Here is an 18,444-nt window from a genome sequence, read left to right as displayed (position 1 = left end):
AGGAGGACGCGATGTTGCGGCACACCCGACTGCCCGGCGAGTCCGCGGACTACCTCGCCGCCCGTGAAGAACTCCGCCTCGCCGAGATCGAGCTCATGCGCCACCGCGAGCAGGTGGCGGCCCGGCGCCGGGCACTGCCGCCGGGTCCGCCGGTCGACGACTACGTCTTCCTGGAGGGCCCCGCCGACCTCGACGCGGGCGACGCGCCGGCCCGCGAGGTCACCCTGAGCGAGCTGTTCACCGCCCCGGACCGGCCGCTGATCATCTATCACTTCATGTACGGCAAGCTCCAGAAGGAGGCCTGCCCCATGTGCACGATGTGGATCGACGGCTACAACGGCGTCGCCCGCCACATCGCCCAGAACGCCGACCTCGCCATCGCCGCCGCCGCCGACCTGCCCACCCTGCGCGCCCACGCCCGCAACCGCGGCTGGACCGGTCTGCGCCTGCTGAGCTGCGACGACAGCACCTTCAAGTACGACCTGGGCAGCGAGGACGAGAACGGCGAACAGGACTCGACCGTCTCGGTCTTCACCCGGGACGGCGACGGCACCGTCCGCCACTTCTACTCCATGCACCCGCGCATGGCCGAGGACATCGACCAGCGCGGCATCGACCTGCTCACCCCCGTCTGGCACCTGCTCGACCTGACCCCGGACGGCCGCGGCGAATGGTTCGCCGGACTGGACTACTGAGCAGCATCGCCGGAACGGCGGGACGCCGCAGACACCGCGCGGCACCACACCACACCGCCCGGCCGCACCGAGGCTACGGCGCCTGCCTCACAGCAGTCCGTCCCACAGCTGCTCCAGCAGCACCGACCACCAGCCCTCCGGCGAACCGAGCGCCGCCGGGTCCAGGGCGGCCAGCTGCGCCTGGAAGTCGACGGTCCAGCGGCCCGCCTGCTCCTGGTTCAGACCGAGCCGCAGCCGCCACATCCGGCCCAGCAGCGCGAGGCACCGCGCGAACTCCGGCAGCCCGGTGTTCACGAACTGCGGCGGCACCGGAGCACCACCTGGCCCGGCCTCCACCGGCACGGCCACGATGTTCGCCGTGCCGTACTGCACACACAGCGCCCTGCCGAAGTCGGTGCCCATGACGAGGTACGAGCCCGCGTCCGCGGCCGGCTGCACCCCGCGCTCGGCAGCCAGCTCCGCCAGCGTCGGCACCGGACGGCCCGGCTGGGCCTGCGCCCAGAAGAACGGGCCCAGATCCACCGGCAGGCCGGCCACCACCAGCGTGTGCGCCACGATCGGCGGCACACCCTGCCGCGACACCGCCTGCTGCTCGAACCGGAAGACCCCCGGCCCGAACGCCGCCGCCAGCTCCTGCGCGATCGCCTCCGGCGGGACGGGCGGCGCGGCCTGCACCGGCGGCAACGGCGCCCGCACCGGCGCCGGGCGGGCAGGCCCGTCCGCCACCTGGTGCAACTCGCCCTGGTGCGCCAGCAACTGCTGCATGCCCTGCTGCCGGCTCGCGTGATCCGTGCCGTACGGCGCGATGCTCGTGATCCGTGCCTGCGGCCACTGCTCCCGGATCATCCGCGCGCAGTACGCACCCGGCAGCTCGCACGACTCCAGCTCCGTGTGCAGCTCCAGCACCTGGTCCGGCGGCACGTTCATCGACCGCAGCTCATGGAAGATCTGCCACTCCGGGTGCGGCGTGCCCGGCGCGGAACGCCGGATCAGCTGCTGCTCCGAACCGTCCTGCGCGCGGTAGCGCAGCACGGCCTGGTACCCCGGACCCACCGTCGGCTGCGCCTGCGGCGGATAGCCGTACGACGGGTTCTGTCCCGGCAGCGGACCGCCCGGCGGCGCCATCGCACCCGGCGGCATCGGCTGCGGAGCACCCGCAGGCATGCCGGGAGCGCCCGGGGCGGGCGGCAAAGGCGCGCCCGGCCCGCCCACGGGGGGCGCGGCCAGCATGGTCTCCGCATGGTGCACGGCACCGTGCGGACCTCCGGAAGCACCGGGGCCGGCCGGGGGGTGCGGGGCGCCGGGGAAGCCCGGAGCCCCGGGAACGCCGGGCGCATGGGGCATGCCGGGAGCGCCCGGCGCTCCAGGAACACCAGGAACACCAGGAACACCAGGAGGCGTCGGCGCACCCGGAGCCTGTGGCGCGCCCGCTCCCAGCCGGCTGGGGTCGGCCAGCACCGTGGCCGCGTGGTGGACGTTGCCCGCAGGCGTGCCAGGAGCACCCGGCGCACCGGGCGGGTTGGGGGCACCCGGAGCCTGCGGCACCTGCGCACCCCCCGGCCCGGCGGGAGCACCCGGAACGCCCTGTCCCTCGGGCCCCTCGGGCCCGAGCGCGGACACGAGCTGCGTCGGCACGTACCCGCCCGCGGGCCCACCGGGCACCCCCGGCGCGGGGGGCGGCGCGGGATGCCCCGGACGCGCGCCCGGCGCACCAGGAACGCCCGGCGGAGGCGGAGGCGCACCCGCCCCACCGCGCGCCTTGCGCGGCGGCGGCGCGGCCTTGCTCGTCGCGGCGTCCGCGATGTCCCCGGCGTTCGGCGCGAGCGACCGCCCGGGACCGGCCGGAGGCTGCGGCGCGTGCGGGGCACCGCCCGGCGCCTGCGGATAGCCGTAACCGGGGGCGACCTGCGGGCCACCCGGCGCACCCGGACCCTGCGGGTAGCCGTACGTCGGCCCGGCCGGAGGCGGCGCAGGCGTGCTGCCCGCAGGGGGCGGCGTGCTGCCCGCAGGGGGCGGCGTGCTGCCCGGCGGAACGCCCGGCACACCGGGAGCCGCAGGGGGCGGGGGCTGGGCGCCGGGCGCCGCGGAGTAGACCGGCGCGCCCGGCGGAGGCGTGCCCGGGACCGCCGGACCCTGCGGGTAGCCGTACGACGGCGCACCCGGAGGCGGCGGAGGGGTACTGCCCGCAGACGGCGGAGGCGTACTGCTCGACGGAACGCCCGGGGCTCCCGGAGCCACCGGGGTGCCCGGCGCAGGCGTGCCGTACGGCGCTCCCGGCGGCGGGAAGTCCTGTGCAGCGGGCGGCGGGAAGTTCTGTGCTCCCGGTGGCGGGAAGTTCTGCGCCCCCGGCACGTTCTGGGCATCGAGCGCCGGTGCGACGGCCGTCGGGGGCAGGTGACTGCCCCCCGACATCAGTGCCGTCTTCGCATCCGGCGCCGCGGGCGGCCGCGGAACCGGGCCGTCCTGCTCACTCAACGGAGGCGCGAACACCGTCGCGGGCAACGGCACCGAGCGGTCCTCACCTGCGTCGGCGTTCGTGTCCGTACCGGCCCACGGCGTCGCCCCGTCAGGCACCTCCGGCGCACCGGGCGCCGCACCAGGCACGCTCGGTGCACCGGGCGCACCGGCTGCACCGGGCACGCCGGGCGCACCAGGCACACCCGCCGGGCCCGAAGCCGCGGCAGCAGCCGCGGCGCCCGGCACCCCAGGCACCCCGGCCTGCGTCTGGGCAAGCGCCCCGCCCCCGGCGGAACCCCCACCGGCAGCAGCCGCAACCGCACCAGCACCAGCACCAGCACCGAAACCAGAACCGGCACCCGCACCCGAGCCGGCACCCGAACCCGCACCCGTACCGGAATCAGCCCCGGCCGCAGCCGCAACCGCAGCGCCCGAGTCCTCCCCCGAACGCCGGTCCGGAAGACCCAGCTTGTCCGCCGCCTCCTGCAACCACTCCGGTGGACTCAGCAGGAACGACGTCTGGTTCAGGTCCACCCGCGCGGGAGGCGGCGCCGGCACCGCCTCCTCTGCCTCGTCCGCACGGCCGTACTCCTCCTCGTACCGGCGGATCACCTCACCCACCGGCAACGCCGGCCACAGCGTCGCCTCGCCACTGTCCCGGGCGATCACCAGCCGCTGCCCGCCCGCATCCGAACGCGGGCCCTCCGCACGGTCCTCGCCCCACACCACGAAGCCCAGCTCGAACTCCCGCACCCGCACCTCACGATGCTGGTACGCCGGGACGTCCCCGTTGATCCACTCCTCGGCGCGCTCCTGCGCCTGCGCAAACGTCACCATCGCCGAAGCTCACTCCCCCTCGGAAGAGACGGGAACGGCACGCGCGAAACCGCCGTCCACCATCAGGTTCGCCACCGTCTCCAACTCCGGCGGATTACCCGCGAGCCGCGACAGGAAGGCGTCGAAATCGTCACCGCACGGCAGCAGCAGCCGCTCCACCCGCGCGGCCGGCGGCCACGACGGATCCACGTCCCGCGCATCGTCGTACGCGCAGAACCACACCGACCCCAGCCGGTCGCCCTTCACCTTCACCGCGAGCAGACCGCCCTGCACGAAGCCGACGCACAGATAGTCCTTCGTCAGATGGTCGCGCAGACACTTGTTGACGTACACCAGGTCATTGACCGCCGCCTCCTCCCGCACCGTGAAGAACGGCTGGTCCAGCAGCAGCCCCAACTCGGCCACCAGCGCCGTGCCCACGGGCGCACAGCCGCCCGCCGCCTTCAGGAACGAGCGGTACGCGCCGGGCAGCCGGTACCCCAGCTCCTCCTCGACGCTCTGCACCTGCGACTCCGTCACCGCGACACCCGACTTCGGCAGCCCGAAGTGCGCCGGACGCGTCTCCTGCAACGGCCGCGTCCCCCGCTTGCCCTGGTCCACCCGAGCCGTCGCGATCCCACCGTGGTGCCGCAGCAACGCCTTCACCTCGACCGGAACCAGCTCCAGCCGCCGCGAACCCACGACGTGATGCCACGTCCAGCCGTGCGGCGTCGCCACATCCGCCACCGTGTCCCACAACTCGTGCCCCGACGCCGCGAGCGCCGCGTTCGCCGACACATAGTCCGTCAGCCGCAACTCGTCGACACCGAAACCCTCCGGCGGATCGGCGATCTCCGCCGCGGCACGCGCGTACGCCGAGAAATCCGGGTGACCACGCTCGTCGACCCGTACCCCTCTCGGGTGACGTGCCGCCCGGACCGGATCCGGGAAGTGCACGACCTGCCCGGCGTAGGCCGCGTTCGGCGGCACGGCCTGTCCCCCGGTCTGGCCGCTGGGCGGCGCCCCCAGCCCGAGCCGACCTGTCGTCATGGCGGTTGCCCCCTGCGGCGTTCTCTCTGGCCTGAACGGCGGTGTCGATCGCGGATGGCGACAGCCTATGCGGTACACGAACCCCGGTCACCGGCCCACCGCATCCACGGGCCCACCCGCCCCCGGATCCCGCCACCCACGGACCCCCCACAACCGTGACCAGCCGTCACCCCGCCGTGACAGCCCGCCCAAACCCGGGCGTGTCGCACCGCCCCAGCTTCCCGACCAGCCACGGCATTTGGCACTCTGTGTCCTTCGGGGGACGCCCGGGGAGGGGAAGGCGATCATGAATACCTTGCAGACCGGAGGTAACGACGTGCGGGCCGGCGATCCTCGCATCGGCTGGAGCGGCACAGATACTCCCCCCGCCCCCGCCCTCCTCCACCGCCGCGACGGCATCCTGCCCACCGTCGCCGCGGCCCTCTCCGTCCGCGGCGCCACCCTCACCGGCACCGCCGCCCGCGGCGACCAGCCGCCACCCCTGCACCCCCTCGTCCAGGACTTCCTCGACACCCTCACCAGCGGGCAGCGCGACCGCTTCACCGGCCGCTGCGCCGAAACCATCCTCATCTCCCGGCACATCGCCGCCGCCGACGCGGCCCGCTCCAAACGGTCCGCCCGCAAGCCCATGACCAACGGCGAAGCCCGCAAAACCCTCAAACAGGCGAAACTCACCGCCCGCCGTATACGCGAGGACGGCGACCCCCTCCACGGCAGCTTCGCCACCCCCTGCCGCGCCTGCACCGCCCTCAGCTCCCACTTCGGCGTCCGCATCGTCGACCCGGCCACCACCGGAGACTGAACCGCCGAACGAGAACCGACCACGAACCAGCACACCGACGACCCGTCGGCCCGACCACCACACCGACGACCGACCGGACCGGCCACCGCACCGACGACCGACCCGGTCACCGGACCGGCGACCGAACCCCGGCACCCGCCGACCCGCCCCGGCACCGCGCGGCACGACCCAGCAAGCACGACGATCGAAGGGCAGATGCACCCCGACCGCACCTCCACCACGCGCTTCCCCGTACCCGTCGACGCCGCCCTGCGCGCCGCCGGCTGGCAACCCGGACGCTGGGACATAAAGCAGGCGGAAATCTGGGCCGACACCCTGCGCGACCACACCTCACCCGCAGGACACCGGCACACCGTCTTCCCCGCCGCCGTCGAAGCATGGGCCGAATTCGGCGGCCTCCGCATCGCCCCCACCGGCCCCGGCCGCCAGATCGCCCCCGCCACCCTCCACCTCGACCCCCTCCACGGCCTCCACCTCGCCCGCACCCTCGGCGACCTCGGCCGCGCCCTCGCCACCGAGGTCTGCCCCCTCGGCGAGGAGACCGACACCGCCGCCCTCCTCGCCATCGACGCCCAGGGCCGCGTCTACACCCTCGACCACACCGGCGACTGGTACGTCGGCCCCGACATCGACCACGCCCTGGCCACCCTCGTCGTCGGCATGGAACCCGCCCGCCTCACCACCGGCTGATCCCACCGAGCCCCGGCACGCCGCAGAACACCACAGGTCGTCACGGGCCGCCACGGGCGCCACAGGCCTACGCCGCGGGAATCACCGCCGACACCCGGAAACCACCCGCATCCGTCGGCCCCGACACAAACACGCCACCCAGCCCCACGACCCGCTCCCGCATCCCCACCAGACCATTGCCACCCGACGGCAACCGCACCGCCGACGCGGACGCCGGCTCCGGCGGCGGCTCGTTCTCCACCTGCATCGCGATCTCCTCCCCCCGATGCGCCAGCCGCACATACGTCTTCGCACCCGCCGCATGCTTGTGGACGTTCGTCAACGCCTCCTGCACCACCCGGTACGCCGTCTGCTCCACCTCCGCCGCATACGAGCGCACCTCCCCCTGCACCGACAGATCCACCACCATCCCCGCCTCGGCCGACTGCCCCACCAGCTCCTCCAGCTCCGACAGACACGGCCCCTCGACACCGCCGTCCTCACCGGCCGCCCGCGACGCCGCCTCCGCAGCAGCCACCCCGACCGCCACCAACGGCGCCGAAGCCGCACGACCCCCCGCGCCCTCCCCCGCCCGCAGCACCCCGAGCATCTCCCGCAACTCGGTCAACGCCTGCCGCCCCATGTCCCCCACCAGCGCCGCGTTCCGCACCGCCTTCTCGGGATCCTTCCGTGCAACCGCCTGCAACGCAGCCGCATGCACCACCATCAGACTCACCCGGTGCGCGACCACGTCATGCATCTCCCGCGCGATCCGCGTCCGCTCCTCGTTCCGCGCCCACTCGGCCCGCTCCTCCGCACGCTCCGCCAGCAGCTGAAGCTCCCGCTCCAGACTGTCCGCACGCTCCCGCAGGCTCTCCATCAGCCGACGCCGCGCCCCCACGTACAACCCGAGCAGCAACGGCGGAGCCGTCAGCCCCAGCGACGTCGTGATCGAAGCAAACGGAACAAACCAGTCACCGAGGGTCAGATCCCCCCGCGCCATGTCCTGCCGCACCCGCACGAGCGTCACGATCATCGTGCCCAGCAACGACATCCCCGCCAGCGCCACGATGATCCGGCGCGGCAGCTCACACGTCGCCAGCGTGTACAGGCCCACGATGCCCATCAGGAAGCCCATCTGGGCCGGCGTGATCGCGATCGCGACCAGCACGACCGCGATCGGCCACTTCCTGCGCACCAGCAGCACCGAACCGGCGATCAGCCCGAACACGATCCCCACCGCCACCGGGATCCCCGCATCCCGGGCGAACGGAATCCCCTCCGCGCCGCACTCCACGGCCGACACCAGCGCGAGACTCCCGTCGAGCACCGCACTGCGCCACCTGGCCCACCACCACGGGCCGGTCAGGGCCCTGGCGTGCTCTTCCCCCGTCGTGGTCATGCCTCCAGCGTACGGGCGCGCACCACGGCATTTCCGGTGACTTTCGCCTACTGGCCTGGACCACACTCCGTAATCGAATGACGCCGGAACCCACAGGAATCCCTCGAACCGCTGAACCACACCCGTTCGACACCGGAACATCACATTCCGCCCGGACGCTATGCCTGTGACACATGTGCACGGCAAGAACGGCGGCAAGAACGGCAGGTACGAGGACTTCGAGGGGTTGCGCTAGCGAGCGGTGGCGTTACGGCACCCCGGAGGAATCGGCAGCCATCGCCCGGAAGGGCTCGAAGGACAAGCCTTGCGACCGGCGCGAGAACGTCACGCACAACCCCAAGACGGTCCGCAAGAACGTCGGTGAGACCTGTCGAGGGTGTCTGGTGATCAAAGTCCCGAAGGGAGCCGACTTGTACCGTCGCATCGAGGGCTGATGGTGCGGCATAGTAGGTGCCGCAGCCTCAACGGATTGATCAAATGTCCGTTTAGGTAACTTATGCCATCCCCTGTGGTGTAATCGGCAACACGGGTCACTTTGGATGATTTGTTCCAGGTTCGAGTCCTGGCAGGGGAGCAACAGCGCGCGAGACCCGACCCCGGGCCCTGACAGCACCGTCAGGGCCCGCACTCATATCCCCCCAACCCCACCCCGGTATCCTGCGGCTGTCACCCCCACCCATCCAGAGCCGAAGGGCAACTCAGTGAGCGCCATTCGCCCGGCAGCCGTCGTCGTTCTCGCAGCGGGTGAGGGCACCCGTATGAAGTCGGCCACACCGAAGGTCCTGCACCAGATCTGCGGCCGTTCCCTGGTCGGCCATGTGCTGGCCGCCGCCCGTGAGTTGGACCCCGCGAACCTGATCGTCGTCGTGGGTCACGCCCGTGAGCAGGTCGGTGAGCACCTGACCGAGATCGACCCGGCCGTGCGGACCGCCGTGCAGGCGCAGCAGAACGGGACCGGTCACGCCGTGCGGATGGGGCTGGAGGAGCTGGGCGGGGCCGTGGACGGGACCGTGGTCGTCGTGTGCGGGGACACGCCGCTGCTGACGGGCGCGACGCTGACGCAGCTGGCCGCCACCCATCACGCGGACGGCAATGCCGTGACCGTGCTGACGGCCGAGGTTCCGGACGCGACGGGTTACGGCCGTATCGTGCGCGACGGGGCGAGCGGTGCCGTGACGGCGATCGTGGAGCACAAGGACGCCACCGAGGTGCAGCGGGCGATCCGGGAGATCAACAGCGGGGTGTTCGCTTTCGACGGGCAGCTGCTGGCGGATGCGCTGAAGAAGGTGCGGACGGACAACAGTCAGGGTGAGGAGTACCTGACCGATGTTCTGGGGATTCTGCGGGAGGCCGGGCACCGGGTCGGGGCTTCGGTGGCCGGTGATCACCGGGAGATCGCCGGCATCAACAACCGTGTGCAGCTCGCCGAGGCGCGTCGGATCCTCAATGACCGGCTGCTGACGCGGGCGATGCTGGACGGTGTGACGGTCGTGGATCCGGCCAGCACGTGGGTCGATGTCACGGTGACGTTCGAGCAGGATGCGCTCGTGCACCCGAACACGCAGCTCACCGGTTCGACGCACCTGTGTGAGGGTGCGGAGGTCGGGCCGAACAGCCGGCTGAAGGACACTCGGGTGGGCGCGGGGGCGCGGGTGGACAACACGGTGTCGGACGGGGCGCGGATCGGTCCGCAGGCGTCGGTGGGGCCGTATGCGTATCTGCGGCCGGGTACTCGTCTTGGAGTGAAGTCCAAGATCGGCACGTATGTGGAGACGAAGAACGCGGCGATCGGTGAGGGGACGAAGGTTCCTCATCTGTCGTATGTGGGTGACGCGACGATCGGTGATTTCACGAACATCGGTGCGGCCAGTGTGTTTGTGAACTACGACGGTGAGAGCAAGCACCACACGACGGTCGGGTCGCACTGCAAGACGGGTTCGGACAACATGTTTGTGGCTCCTGTCACGGTCGGGGACGGTGCTTACACCGCTGCCGGGTCCGTGATCACGAAGGATGTGCCGCCGGGTTCGCTGGCCGTGGCCCGTGGTCAGCAGCGGAATATCGAGGGTTGGGTGGCCCGGAAGCGTCCTGGGAGTTCGGCTGCGAAGGCGGCCGAGGCGGCGTCGCGGCAGGGTGAGGCCGAGGGCTGACCGGAAACGGGTGCGTCAAAGTCGGCGTACCGTGATAAGTGCACATCCGCACGAGTGCATACCCGCACCCCTACCAGCTGATACGGCCTCTCATGCCCAGCCGAGAGGTCGCCTGAGCAGTCGGCTGGCTGAGAACCTCTGAGGAGACAGTGCTGTGACCGGGATCAAGACGACCGGCGAGAAGAAGTTGATGTTCTTCTCCGGCCGCGCCCACCCCGAGCTTGCCGAGGAGGTCGCCCAGCAGCTGGGTGTCGGGGTTGTCCCGACGAAGGCCTTCGACTTCGCGAACGGTGAGATCTACGTCCGTTACCAGGAGTCGGCGCGCGGTGCGGACTGCTTCGTGATCCAGAGCCACACGGCTCCGATCAACCAGTGGATCATGGAGCAGCTGATCATGATCGACGCGCTGAAGCGTGCGTCGGCGCGCTCCATCACGGTGATCGTGCCGTTCTACGGTTACGCGCGGCAGGACAAGAAGCACCGGGGTCGTGAACCGATTTCGGCGCGTCTGATCGCTGATCTGATGAAGACGGCGGGTGCGGACCGGCTTCTGACGGTCGACCTGCACACGGACCAGATCCAGGGCTTCTTCGACGGTCCGGTGGATCATCTGTTCGCGCTGCCGCTGTTGGCGGACTACGTGGGCGAGAAGGTGGATCGGGCCAAGCTGACGATCGTGTCGCCGGATGCGGGCCGGGTGCGGGTGGCGGACCGGTGGTGCGACCGGCTGGGGGCGCCGCTGGCGATCGTGCACAAGCGGCGTGACAAGGACGTGGCGAATCAGGTGACCGTCCACGAGGTCGTGGGTGAGGTCAAGGGCCGGGTGTGCGTGCTGGTCGATGACATGATCGACACGGGTGGCACGATCTGTGCCGCTGCGGACGCGCTGTTCGCGCACGGTGCGGAGGACGTCATCGTGACGGCGACGCACGGTGTGCTGTCGGGTCCGGCCGCGGACCGGCTGAAGAACTCGCGGGTGAGTGAGTTCGTGTTCACGAACACGCTGCCGACGCCGGGTGAGCTGAGTGCGGATCTGGACAAGATCACGGTGCTGTCGATCGCTCCGACGATTGCGAGTGCGGTGCGTGAGGTGTTCGAGGATGGGTCGGTGACCAGCCTCTTCGACGAGCAGTGAGGTTTCTGCACTAGTGCTCGCCGCTAGCGCTCACTGAAGATCCTTTTGGGTGCGGCCTCCCCTCCGAGTAGACTGCTGCAGTTGCTCGGCGAGGGAGGCCGTAGTCGTGTGTGCGACTGCGGCTGTCCGTTATCGACGCGCTCTTCGTAGCAGGCCGTTCGTGGCCGGGTGACCTCCCCACTCTCGACTCCGTTCGAGCGGGGGGACCCCCATCGTCATCATTGCGATTCCTACGAGGAGTGATCAGCATGTCCGAGGTGAAGCTCGCCGCCGAGACCCGCACCGAGTTCGGCAAGGGTGCCGCCCGCCGCATCCGCCGCGACAACAAGGTGCCCGTCGTTCTGTACGGCCACGGCTCCGACCCGCTGCACCTGACCCTGCCGGGCCACGACCTGCTGCTGGCGCTGCGTACGCCGAACGTCCTGATCTCCCTGGACATCGACGGCAAGACCAACGAGCTGGCGATCCCGAAGGCCGTGCAGCGCGACGCGGTCAAGGGCTTCCTGGAGCACGTCGACCTGCTGCTGGTCAAGCGTGGCGAGAAGGTCACGGTCGAGATTCCGGTGCACGCCGAGGGTGAGCTGGCCGCCGGCGGCAACCTGCTGGAGCACGTGCTGAACGCGCTTCCGGTCGAGGCCGAGGCCACGCACATCCCCGAGGCGCTCACCGTCTCCGTCGAGGGCCTGGAGGCCGGTGCCTCCGTCCTCGCCAAGGACATCAAGCTGCCGTCCGGTGTGACCCTGGCCGTCGAGGAGGACGCGGTCGTTCTGCAGGTTCTGCAGGCGCAGGCCGAGGAGGCCGCCGAGGGCGCGGGTGCCGAGGGTGGCGAAGAGGCTGCCGAGGCCTGAGGCTGCCCGACCGGCGGTTCGGCCGTGGCTGCCGTGACGGTGCTTTCCGGGCACCCGGCACTGTCGGCTGTGCCCACCCGTTCCGCCCTGCGGGACGACTGCCCACAGCGGTAGCACAGCGGTAGCAACGATTGGGCCGGACCGAGTGGTACAGCGGTCCGGCCGGACCGGAGTGGTACCAGCGATTCGGCTGCCACAGCGGAATCAGCCGCTGCTTCCCTTGGGGGAGCAGCGGCTGACGCGTATCAAGGAGACATGGACGTGACCACCCCCGCCAGCGCACCCTGGCTCATCGTCGGACTCGGGAATCCCGGGCCGGAGTACGCCATGAACCGGCACAACGTCGGGTTCATGGTGGTGGATCTGCTCGCGGAACGGATCGGGGGGAAGTTCAAGCGGGCGGGCAAGGCGCAGGCACAGGTGCTGGAGGGGCGGATCGGTCCGGTCGGGCCGGCGAACCGTCGGGTGATCCTGGCCAAGCCGATGTCGTTCATGAACCTGTCCGGCGGCCCGGTGAACGCGCTGCGGGACTTCTACAAGGTGCCGGTGGCGAACATCGTCGCGGTCCATGACGAGCTGGACATCGACTACGGGACGCTGCGGCTGAAGCTGGGCGGTGGCGACAACGGGCACAACGGTCTGAAGTCGATGACGAAGGCGATGGGCGCGGACTATCACCGGATGCGGTTCGGGATCGGCCGGCCACCGGGGCGGATGCAGGTCGCGGACTTCGTGCTGAAGGACTTCTCCTCGGCGGAGCGCAAGGAGCTGGACTATTTCGTGGACCGTGCGACGGACGCGGTGGAGTGTCTGGTGATCGAGGGGCTGGAGCGGGCGCAGAGCACGTACAACTCCTGAGGATGGAGGGGCGTCGTGCACGCCCTGGGGATACTCGGGCGCCGTAGGCCGCTTGAGGGTGCGCGAGGGTCGTAGGCCGCTTGACGGTGCGCGAGGGTCGTAGGCCGCTTGACGGTGCGCGAAGGTCGTAGGTCGCTTGAGGGTGCGCGGGGGCCCCACAACTCCTGACTTGTCCCGGCATGGCTCCCGGTGGAGTTGACCTGCCGTGTGGGTATGGCCAATGATCCCGGCCATGCCTGCCACTGCCGCCACCGCTCGCCAGGCCTCCGTGACCGCGTTGCGGTTCGGGCGGGTCGCATCGATGGGTGCGCTCGCCGCCCTGATCGTGTTCGCCGGGGTGTGGGGTTCCTGGGGAACCGCGCAGTACGTGATGCTGACGAAGGGCCGCGAGCGCGGCACGCTCCAGGTCACCCGGTGCGAGGGGGACACGTGTTCGGGGCGGTTCACGCCGGCGGCGAAGGGCGCGGCCGGGCGGGACCGGGCGGTCATCGACGATTCGGTGGCGGTGAAGAAGGGCCCGACGTACGACGTCGTTCTGAAGCCGGGTACCGGGGACGCGGTGCGGTCCGGGCCGGCGGGGATCCTGTACGCGTGGGTGCCGCTGGGCGGGGCGCTGTTGCTGGCCGCGGTGGTGGTCGCGGGCGGGATGCGGCTGACGCGGGCGGCGTGGGTGCTGGGCGGTTCGGGGGCCGCGCTGCTGACGGCGGCGTTCCTGGCCCTGCAGTGATGCGGCCCCGCGCCGCACGGTGACGCGGCCCCACGGTGACAGGGGTGTGCCCCCGGGTTCGTTCGAACCCGGGGGCACACCCCTGTGCGGGCGGAGTCGTCAGCCGGTGTTGCGCAGGCCGGCCGCCACTCCGTTGACGGTGAGGAGGAGGGCGCGGGACAGGAGCGGGTCGGGCTCGGCGTCCGCGGCCGCGGCGTCGCGCTGCCGCTTGAGCAGGGTGACCTGGAGGTAGGAGATCGGGTCCAGGTAGGCGTCGCGGACGGTGAAGGTCTGCCGCAGGTCGGGCTGGGCGGCGAGGAGCTCGTCCTCACCGGTGACCCGCAGGACTTCGCTGACGGTCAGCTCGTGTTCGGCCTTGATGGTGTCGAAGACGTGCTTGAGCTCGTCGGGGACGAGTGTGTCGACGTAGTGCTGGGCGATCCTGAGGTCGGTCTTGGCGAGGGTCATCTCGACGTTGGAGATGAAGTTGCGGAAGAAGTGCCACTGGTGGTGCATCTCGTTGAGGACGGTGTCCCCTTCCTGCCGCAGGCCCGCCTCGCGCAGGGCCTTGAGGCCGGAGCCGACGCCGAACCAGCCGGGGACGATCTGCCGGGACTGGGTCCAGCCGAACACCCACGGGATGGCGCGCAGGCCGTCCAGTCCGGCTCCGGAGTCGGGGCGGCGGGAGGGCCGGGAGCCGAGGTGGAGGTCGGCGAGCTGGTCGACGGGGGTGGAGGCGAAGAAGTAGGCGGGCAGGTCGGGGTCCTCGACCAGGCGGCGGTAGGCGGCGTGGGCGGCGTCGGAGACGACGTCCATGGCCGCGTCCCAGCGGGCGAGGGCCTCGTCGGACTGGCGGGGGGCGGTGTGCAGGGCGGAGGCCTGCAGGGTGGCCGCGACGGTCAGTTCCAGGTTCTCCCGGGCGAGGGAGGGGATGAGGTACTTGTCGGAGATGACCTCGCCCTGTTCGGTGACCTTGATCTCGCCCTCCAGGGTGCCCCAGGGCTGGGCGAGGATGGCGTCGTGGGAGGGGCCGCCGCCGCGGCCGACGGTGCCGCCGCGGCCGTGGAAGAGGCGCAGGCGTACGCCGTAGCGGTGGGCGACGTCGCGCAGTCGGCGCTGGGCGCGGTGGATCTCCCACTGGCTGGTGGTGATGCCGCCGAACTTGGAGGAGTCGGAGTAGCCGAGCATGACTTCCTGGACGTCGCCGCGCAGCGCGACCAGGCGCCGGTAGGACGGGTCGGAGAGCATGTCCTCGAGGATGGTGTCGGCGGCGCGCAGCTCGTCGGTGGTCTCCAGGAGGGGGACGATGCCGATCTTCGCCCAGCCGGCGTGCAGGTCGACGAGTCCGGCCTCGCGGGCGAGGACGGCGGCGGCGAAGACGTCGTCGGCGCCCTGGCACATGGAGATGATGTAGGACTCGACGACCTCGGGGCCGAAGACTTCGAGGGCACGCTTGACGGTCTCGAAGACGCCGAGGGTCTTGGCGCCGGCCGCGTCGACGGGGGCGGGGGTGGGGGCGAGCGGGCGGCGGGAGCGCAGTTCCTTGGCGAGGAGCTTGGCCCGGTATTCGCGGGGCATGTCGGCGTAGCGCCAGGATTCCTCGCCGAGGCGGTCGAAGAGCTGGCCGAGGGCGTGGTGGTGGGCGTCGGCGTGTTCGCGGACGTCCATGGTGGCGAGCTGGAGGCCGAAGGCGGCGAGGGTGCGGATGGTGCGGCTCATGCGGCCGTCGGCGAAGAGGGCGCCGCGGTGTTCGCGCAGGGAGGTCTGGATGAGCCTGAGGTCGGTGAGCAGTTCGCCGGTGCCGAGGTAGTCGCGGCCGACCTCGTGCGGGGTGCCCTTGGCGAGGCGCTGCTTGGTGTTCTCCAGCTTCTGCCGGATGCAGGTGGCCTTGAGGCGGTAGGGCTCTTCGGCGTTGAGGCGCTTGTAGCGGGGGCTGATCTCGGGCAGCTGCTCCAGGTCGGCGTTCAGGGACTGGAGGAGTTCCTCGGTGGCGCCGGCGTAGCGGATGGAGTTGGAGAGCAGGCCGCGCAGTTCGTCGATCATCTCCAGGGCGTCGTTGATGCCGTGTTCGTGCTGGAGGATGAGGACGTCCCAGGTGACCTGGGGGGTGACGTTGGGGTTGCCGTCGCGGTCGCCGCCGATCCAGGTGCCGAAGGTGAGGGGGCGGGTGGTGTCGGGGAGCTTGACGCCGACGCGTTCCAGTTCGGCGGTGAGGTCCTCCAGGACGTCGCCGACGGCGTCGGCGTGCAGCTCGTCGAGGTAGTAGATGGCGTTGCGGGCCTCGTCGGCGGGCTCGGGGCGTACGACGCGCAGTTCGTCGGTCTGCCAGACGAGGTCGATGTTCTCGGCGAGGCGGACGTCGTGGCGGCGGCGGTCGGAGTCGAGGACGGGGGTGTCCAGGAGCGCGGCGATGCGCCGGAGCTTGTTGAGGACGGAACGGCGCGCGGCCTCGGTGGGGTGTGCCGTGAACACCGGACGAACGTTGAGGTGCTCGACGGCCTGCCTCAGGTGTTCGGGGTCGGCGTCCTTGAGGCGGTCGGCGGTGCGGGCGAGCAGGCCGCCTTCGGCTGCGCGCCTGGCGCGCAGCTCGCGGCCGCGGTGCACCTGCTCGGTGACGTTGGCCAGGTGGAAGTAGGTGGAGAAGGCGCGGACCAGCTTGGCGGCGGTCTGCAGCTCGGTGCCCCGCAGCAGCTCGGCGGCGGCCTCGCCGTCCTCCCGGGTGAGGCGGCGGACCTTTTCGACCAGGTCGAGGAGTTCGTGGCCCTCCTGCCGTACAAGGGTCTCGCCCAGGAGGTCACCCAGTCGCCTGATGTTGGCGCGCAGTTCGCTGCTGGTCGTGATGGTCTGGTCGTCGGCACTGCTCACAGGTGCGGCTCCTTGCAGTGTTGAAGCTCGTCTGGGAGGGAACCCGGGCATCGATCCACCACGCGGCGGGTGCCGCATACGGGCCGGATGGTCCGGGAAGGATTCAGAGCGGACCGCGCTGTCCGACCGACTTCCAGGATAGGTGTCCACTCGGACGCGCAGGTTCTCGGGCTCTTGCCGCCGGGCGATGCGCTGCCATACTTACGACGCCGTAGGTTACGGAACCGTAGGAAGGTTCCGTTCCTGTCCCGTCCGGTCCGCGGGCACCACGGCAGCTGCTTCCACCCTCGAACCCCACAGGGGACGCGCATGACCTCAAGTTCCGATGTGATCGAAGAAGCCCGTCAGGCCACCGACACGACCACCCCCTCCGCCACGCTGGGCGGCGAGCAGAAGCGTTCGATCGAGCAGATCACGCTGCTCCTGTTCATCCTGGTGCCGTTCGCGGCACTTGTGGCGGCTGTGCCGCTGGCCTGGGGCTGGGGGGTGAGCTGGCTCGATCTGGGCCTGCTGGTGTTCTTCTACTACCTGGGGTGCCACGGCATCACGATCGGTTTCCACCGGTATTTCACTCATGGTTCGTTCAAGGCCAAGCGGCCCCTGCGGATCGCGTTGGCGATCATGGGTTCGATGGCCGTCGAGGGCCCCCTGGTGCGCTGGGTGGCCGATCACCGCAAGCATCACAAGTTCTCCGACGCCGAGGGTGACCCGCATTCGCCGTGGCGGTTCGGGGAGACGGTTCCCGCGCTGATCAAGGGCTTGTGGTGGGCGCACATCGGCTGGCTGTTCGACGAGGAGCAGACCTCGCAGGAGAAGTACGCGCCGGACCTGGTCAGGGACGGTGCCATCCGTGCGGTCTCCCGTCAGTTCGTGCTGTGGACGGCCGTGTCCCTGCTGCTGCCTCCGCTGATCGGCGGGCTGGTGACGATGTCCTGGACGGGTGCGTTCACCGCACTCTTCTGGGGGTCACTCGTGCGAGTGGCGTTGCTGCACCATGTGACGTGGTCGATCAACTCGATCTGTCATGCGGTGGGCAAGCGGCCGTTCAAGTCGCGGGACCGTTCGGGCAACGTGTGGTGGCTGGCGGTGCTGTCGTGCGGGGAGTCCTGGCACAACCTGCACCATGCCGACCCGACCTCCGCGCGCCACGGTGTGATGCGCGGCCAGATCGATTCCTCCGCGCGGATCATCCGCTGGTTCGAGCTGCTGGGCTGGGCGTACGACGTGCGCTGGCCGTCACGCTCACGTATCGATTCGCGGCGCAATACCGGGGATGGCGGCTCTCGGCGCCGGAAGGAGACCGTTGAGGCGGCATGATTGACGCCGTGGCGACCGACTCCAGCACCCCCAGTACCGACAAGCCGCGGCGAGCGCGCCGGACCCGTATGACGGGTGCCGAGCGCAGGCAGCAGCTGCTGGAGATCGGTCGCACCCTCTTTGCGGCGAAGGGTTTCGAGGGCACGTCGGTGGAGGAGATCGCGGCGAAGGCCGGGGTGTCCAAGCCGGTGGTGTACGAGCACTTCGGCGGCAAGGAGGGGCTGTACGCGGTGGTGGTGGACCGCGAGATGCGCCGTCTGCTGGACATGGTCACCGGTTCCCTCACGGCGGGCCACCCGCGTGAACTGTGCGAGCAGGCCGCTTTCGCTCTTCTGGACTACATCGAGGAGTACACGGACGGTTTCCGCATTCTGGTGCGTGACTCCCCCATTCCGCAGTCCACGGGTTCCTTCGCGTCGCTGATCTCGGACATCGCCACCCAGGTGGAGGACATCCTGGGCCGTGAGTTCAAGTCCCGCGGTTTTGATCCCAAGCTCGCGCCGCTGTATGCGCAGGCCCTGGTCGGCATGGTGGCGCTGACGGGGCAGTGGTGGCTGGACGTGCGCCGTCCGAAGAAGGCGGAGGTCGCGGCCCATCTGGTGAACCTGGCCTGGCACGGCCTGGACGGGCTGGAGCCGAAGCCGCGGTTGATAGGTCACCGGAAGAGCTGAATC

At 70.7% G+C, this 18,444-nt stretch carries 14 protein-coding genes and 1 tRNA gene; 11 read left to right on the top strand and 4 right to left on the bottom strand.

Annotation, left to right across the window (positions count from 1 at the left end; translation table 11 throughout):
* Positions 1 to 11 precede the first annotated feature (11 nt).
* Positions 12 to 695, top strand: coding sequence for a DUF899 family protein (locus ACFZCP_RS06265; RefSeq protein ID WP_391424519.1), 684 nt, complete (start codon positions 12 to 14; stop codon positions 693 to 695).
* Positions 696 to 782: 87 nt separating this feature from the next.
* Here the strand turns inward: ACFZCP_RS06265 and ACFZCP_RS06260 are convergent, their stop codons facing one another.
* Both ACFZCP_RS06260 and ACFZCP_RS06255 read right to left on the bottom strand, forming a co-directional pair.
* Positions 783 to 3,989: an SUKH-4 family immunity protein gene (locus tag ACFZCP_RS06260; protein WP_391424517.1), complete on the bottom strand. Its 3,207-nt coding sequence runs from the start codon at positions 3,987 to 3,989 to the stop codon at positions 783 to 785.
* A 9-nt stretch (positions 3,990 to 3,998) separates the two neighbouring features.
* Positions 3,999 to 5,018: an HNH endonuclease gene (locus ACFZCP_RS06255; protein WP_391424515.1), complete on the bottom strand. Its 1,020-nt coding sequence runs from the start codon at positions 5,016 to 5,018 to the stop codon at positions 3,999 to 4,001.
* A gap of 286 nt (positions 5,019 to 5,304) precedes the next feature.
* Between ACFZCP_RS06255 and ACFZCP_RS06250 the strand changes: the two genes are divergently transcribed.
* Positions 5,305 to 5,820, top strand: a complete 516-nt coding sequence (locus ACFZCP_RS06250) for a YwqJ-related putative deaminase (RefSeq protein ID WP_391424513.1) — start codon at positions 5,305 to 5,307, stop codon at positions 5,818 to 5,820.
* 195 nt (positions 5,821 to 6,015) lie between these two features.
* A complete protein-coding gene (locus tag ACFZCP_RS06245; protein WP_391424511.1) occupies positions 6,016 to 6,510 on the top strand; it encodes an SUKH-3 domain-containing protein in 495 nt (164 codons plus the stop codon).
* A gap of 67 nt (positions 6,511 to 6,577) precedes the next feature.
* Here the strand turns inward: ACFZCP_RS06245 and ACFZCP_RS06240 are convergent, their stop codons facing one another.
* On the bottom strand, positions 6,578 to 7,891 hold the full coding sequence (locus tag ACFZCP_RS06240) for a histidine kinase (RefSeq protein ID WP_391424509.1): 1,314 nt from the start codon (positions 7,889 to 7,891) through the stop codon (positions 6,578 to 6,580).
* Between the two features lie 502 nt (positions 7,892 to 8,393).
* Between ACFZCP_RS06240 and ACFZCP_RS06235 the strand changes: the two genes are divergently transcribed.
* The 6 genes from ACFZCP_RS06235 (at position 8,394) to ACFZCP_RS06210 (ending at position 13,609) form a co-directional block, all read left to right on the top strand.
* A tRNA-Gln gene (locus tag ACFZCP_RS06235) sits at positions 8,394 to 8,465 on the top strand.
* A gap of 127 nt (positions 8,466 to 8,592) precedes the next feature.
* The gene (gene glmU, locus ACFZCP_RS06230) at positions 8,593 to 10,041 is read left to right on the top strand and encodes a bifunctional UDP-N-acetylglucosamine diphosphorylase/glucosamine-1-phosphate N-acetyltransferase GlmU (RefSeq protein WP_391424506.1); all 1,449 of its coding nucleotides are present in this window, start codon (positions 8,593 to 8,595) and stop codon (positions 10,039 to 10,041) included.
* A 154-nt stretch (positions 10,042 to 10,195) separates the two neighbouring features.
* A complete protein-coding gene (locus tag ACFZCP_RS06225) occupies positions 10,196 to 11,176 on the top strand; it encodes a ribose-phosphate diphosphokinase (protein ID WP_391424504.1) in 981 nt (326 codons plus the stop codon).
* A 248-nt stretch (positions 11,177 to 11,424) separates the two neighbouring features.
* Positions 11,425 to 12,024, top strand: coding sequence for a 50S ribosomal protein L25/general stress protein Ctc (locus ACFZCP_RS06220; RefSeq protein ID WP_391424502.1), 600 nt, complete (start codon positions 11,425 to 11,427; stop codon positions 12,022 to 12,024).
* Between the two features lie 255 nt (positions 12,025 to 12,279).
* A complete protein-coding gene (gene pth, locus ACFZCP_RS06215; RefSeq protein ID WP_362680684.1) occupies positions 12,280 to 12,882 on the top strand; it encodes an aminoacyl-tRNA hydrolase in 603 nt (200 codons plus the stop codon).
* A gap of 220 nt (positions 12,883 to 13,102) precedes the next feature.
* The gene (locus tag ACFZCP_RS06210; RefSeq protein ID WP_391424725.1) at positions 13,103 to 13,609 is read left to right on the top strand and encodes a hypothetical protein; all 507 of its coding nucleotides are present in this window, start codon (positions 13,103 to 13,105) and stop codon (positions 13,607 to 13,609) included.
* Between the two features lie 99 nt (positions 13,610 to 13,708).
* Here the strand turns inward: ACFZCP_RS06210 and ppc are convergent, their stop codons facing one another.
* A complete protein-coding gene (gene ppc, locus ACFZCP_RS06205; RefSeq protein ID WP_391424499.1) occupies positions 13,709 to 16,453 on the bottom strand; it encodes a phosphoenolpyruvate carboxylase in 2,745 nt (914 codons plus the stop codon).
* 309 nt (positions 16,454 to 16,762) lie between these two features.
* Between ppc and ACFZCP_RS06200 the strand changes: the two genes are divergently transcribed.
* Together ACFZCP_RS06200 and ACFZCP_RS06195 are read left to right on the top strand one after the other, a co-directional pair.
* Positions 16,763 to 17,770: a fatty acid desaturase gene (locus ACFZCP_RS06200; RefSeq protein WP_391424497.1), complete on the top strand. Its 1,008-nt coding sequence runs from the start codon at positions 16,763 to 16,765 to the stop codon at positions 17,768 to 17,770.
* Positions 17,767 to 18,441, top strand: a complete 675-nt coding sequence (locus ACFZCP_RS06195; protein ID WP_235458709.1) for a TetR/AcrR family transcriptional regulator — start codon at positions 17,767 to 17,769, stop codon at positions 18,439 to 18,441. Before ACFZCP_RS06200 ends, ACFZCP_RS06195 begins: the two co-directional genes overlap by 4 nt.
* Positions 18,442 to 18,444: the final 3 nt, after the last annotated feature.

It is taken from the genome of Streptomyces sp. NPDC007971 (assembly GCF_042958635.1).
Classification (GTDB): Bacteria; Actinomycetota; Actinomycetes; order Streptomycetales; family Streptomycetaceae; genus Streptomyces.
This window is presented reverse-complemented; position numbering and strand designations above follow the sequence as displayed.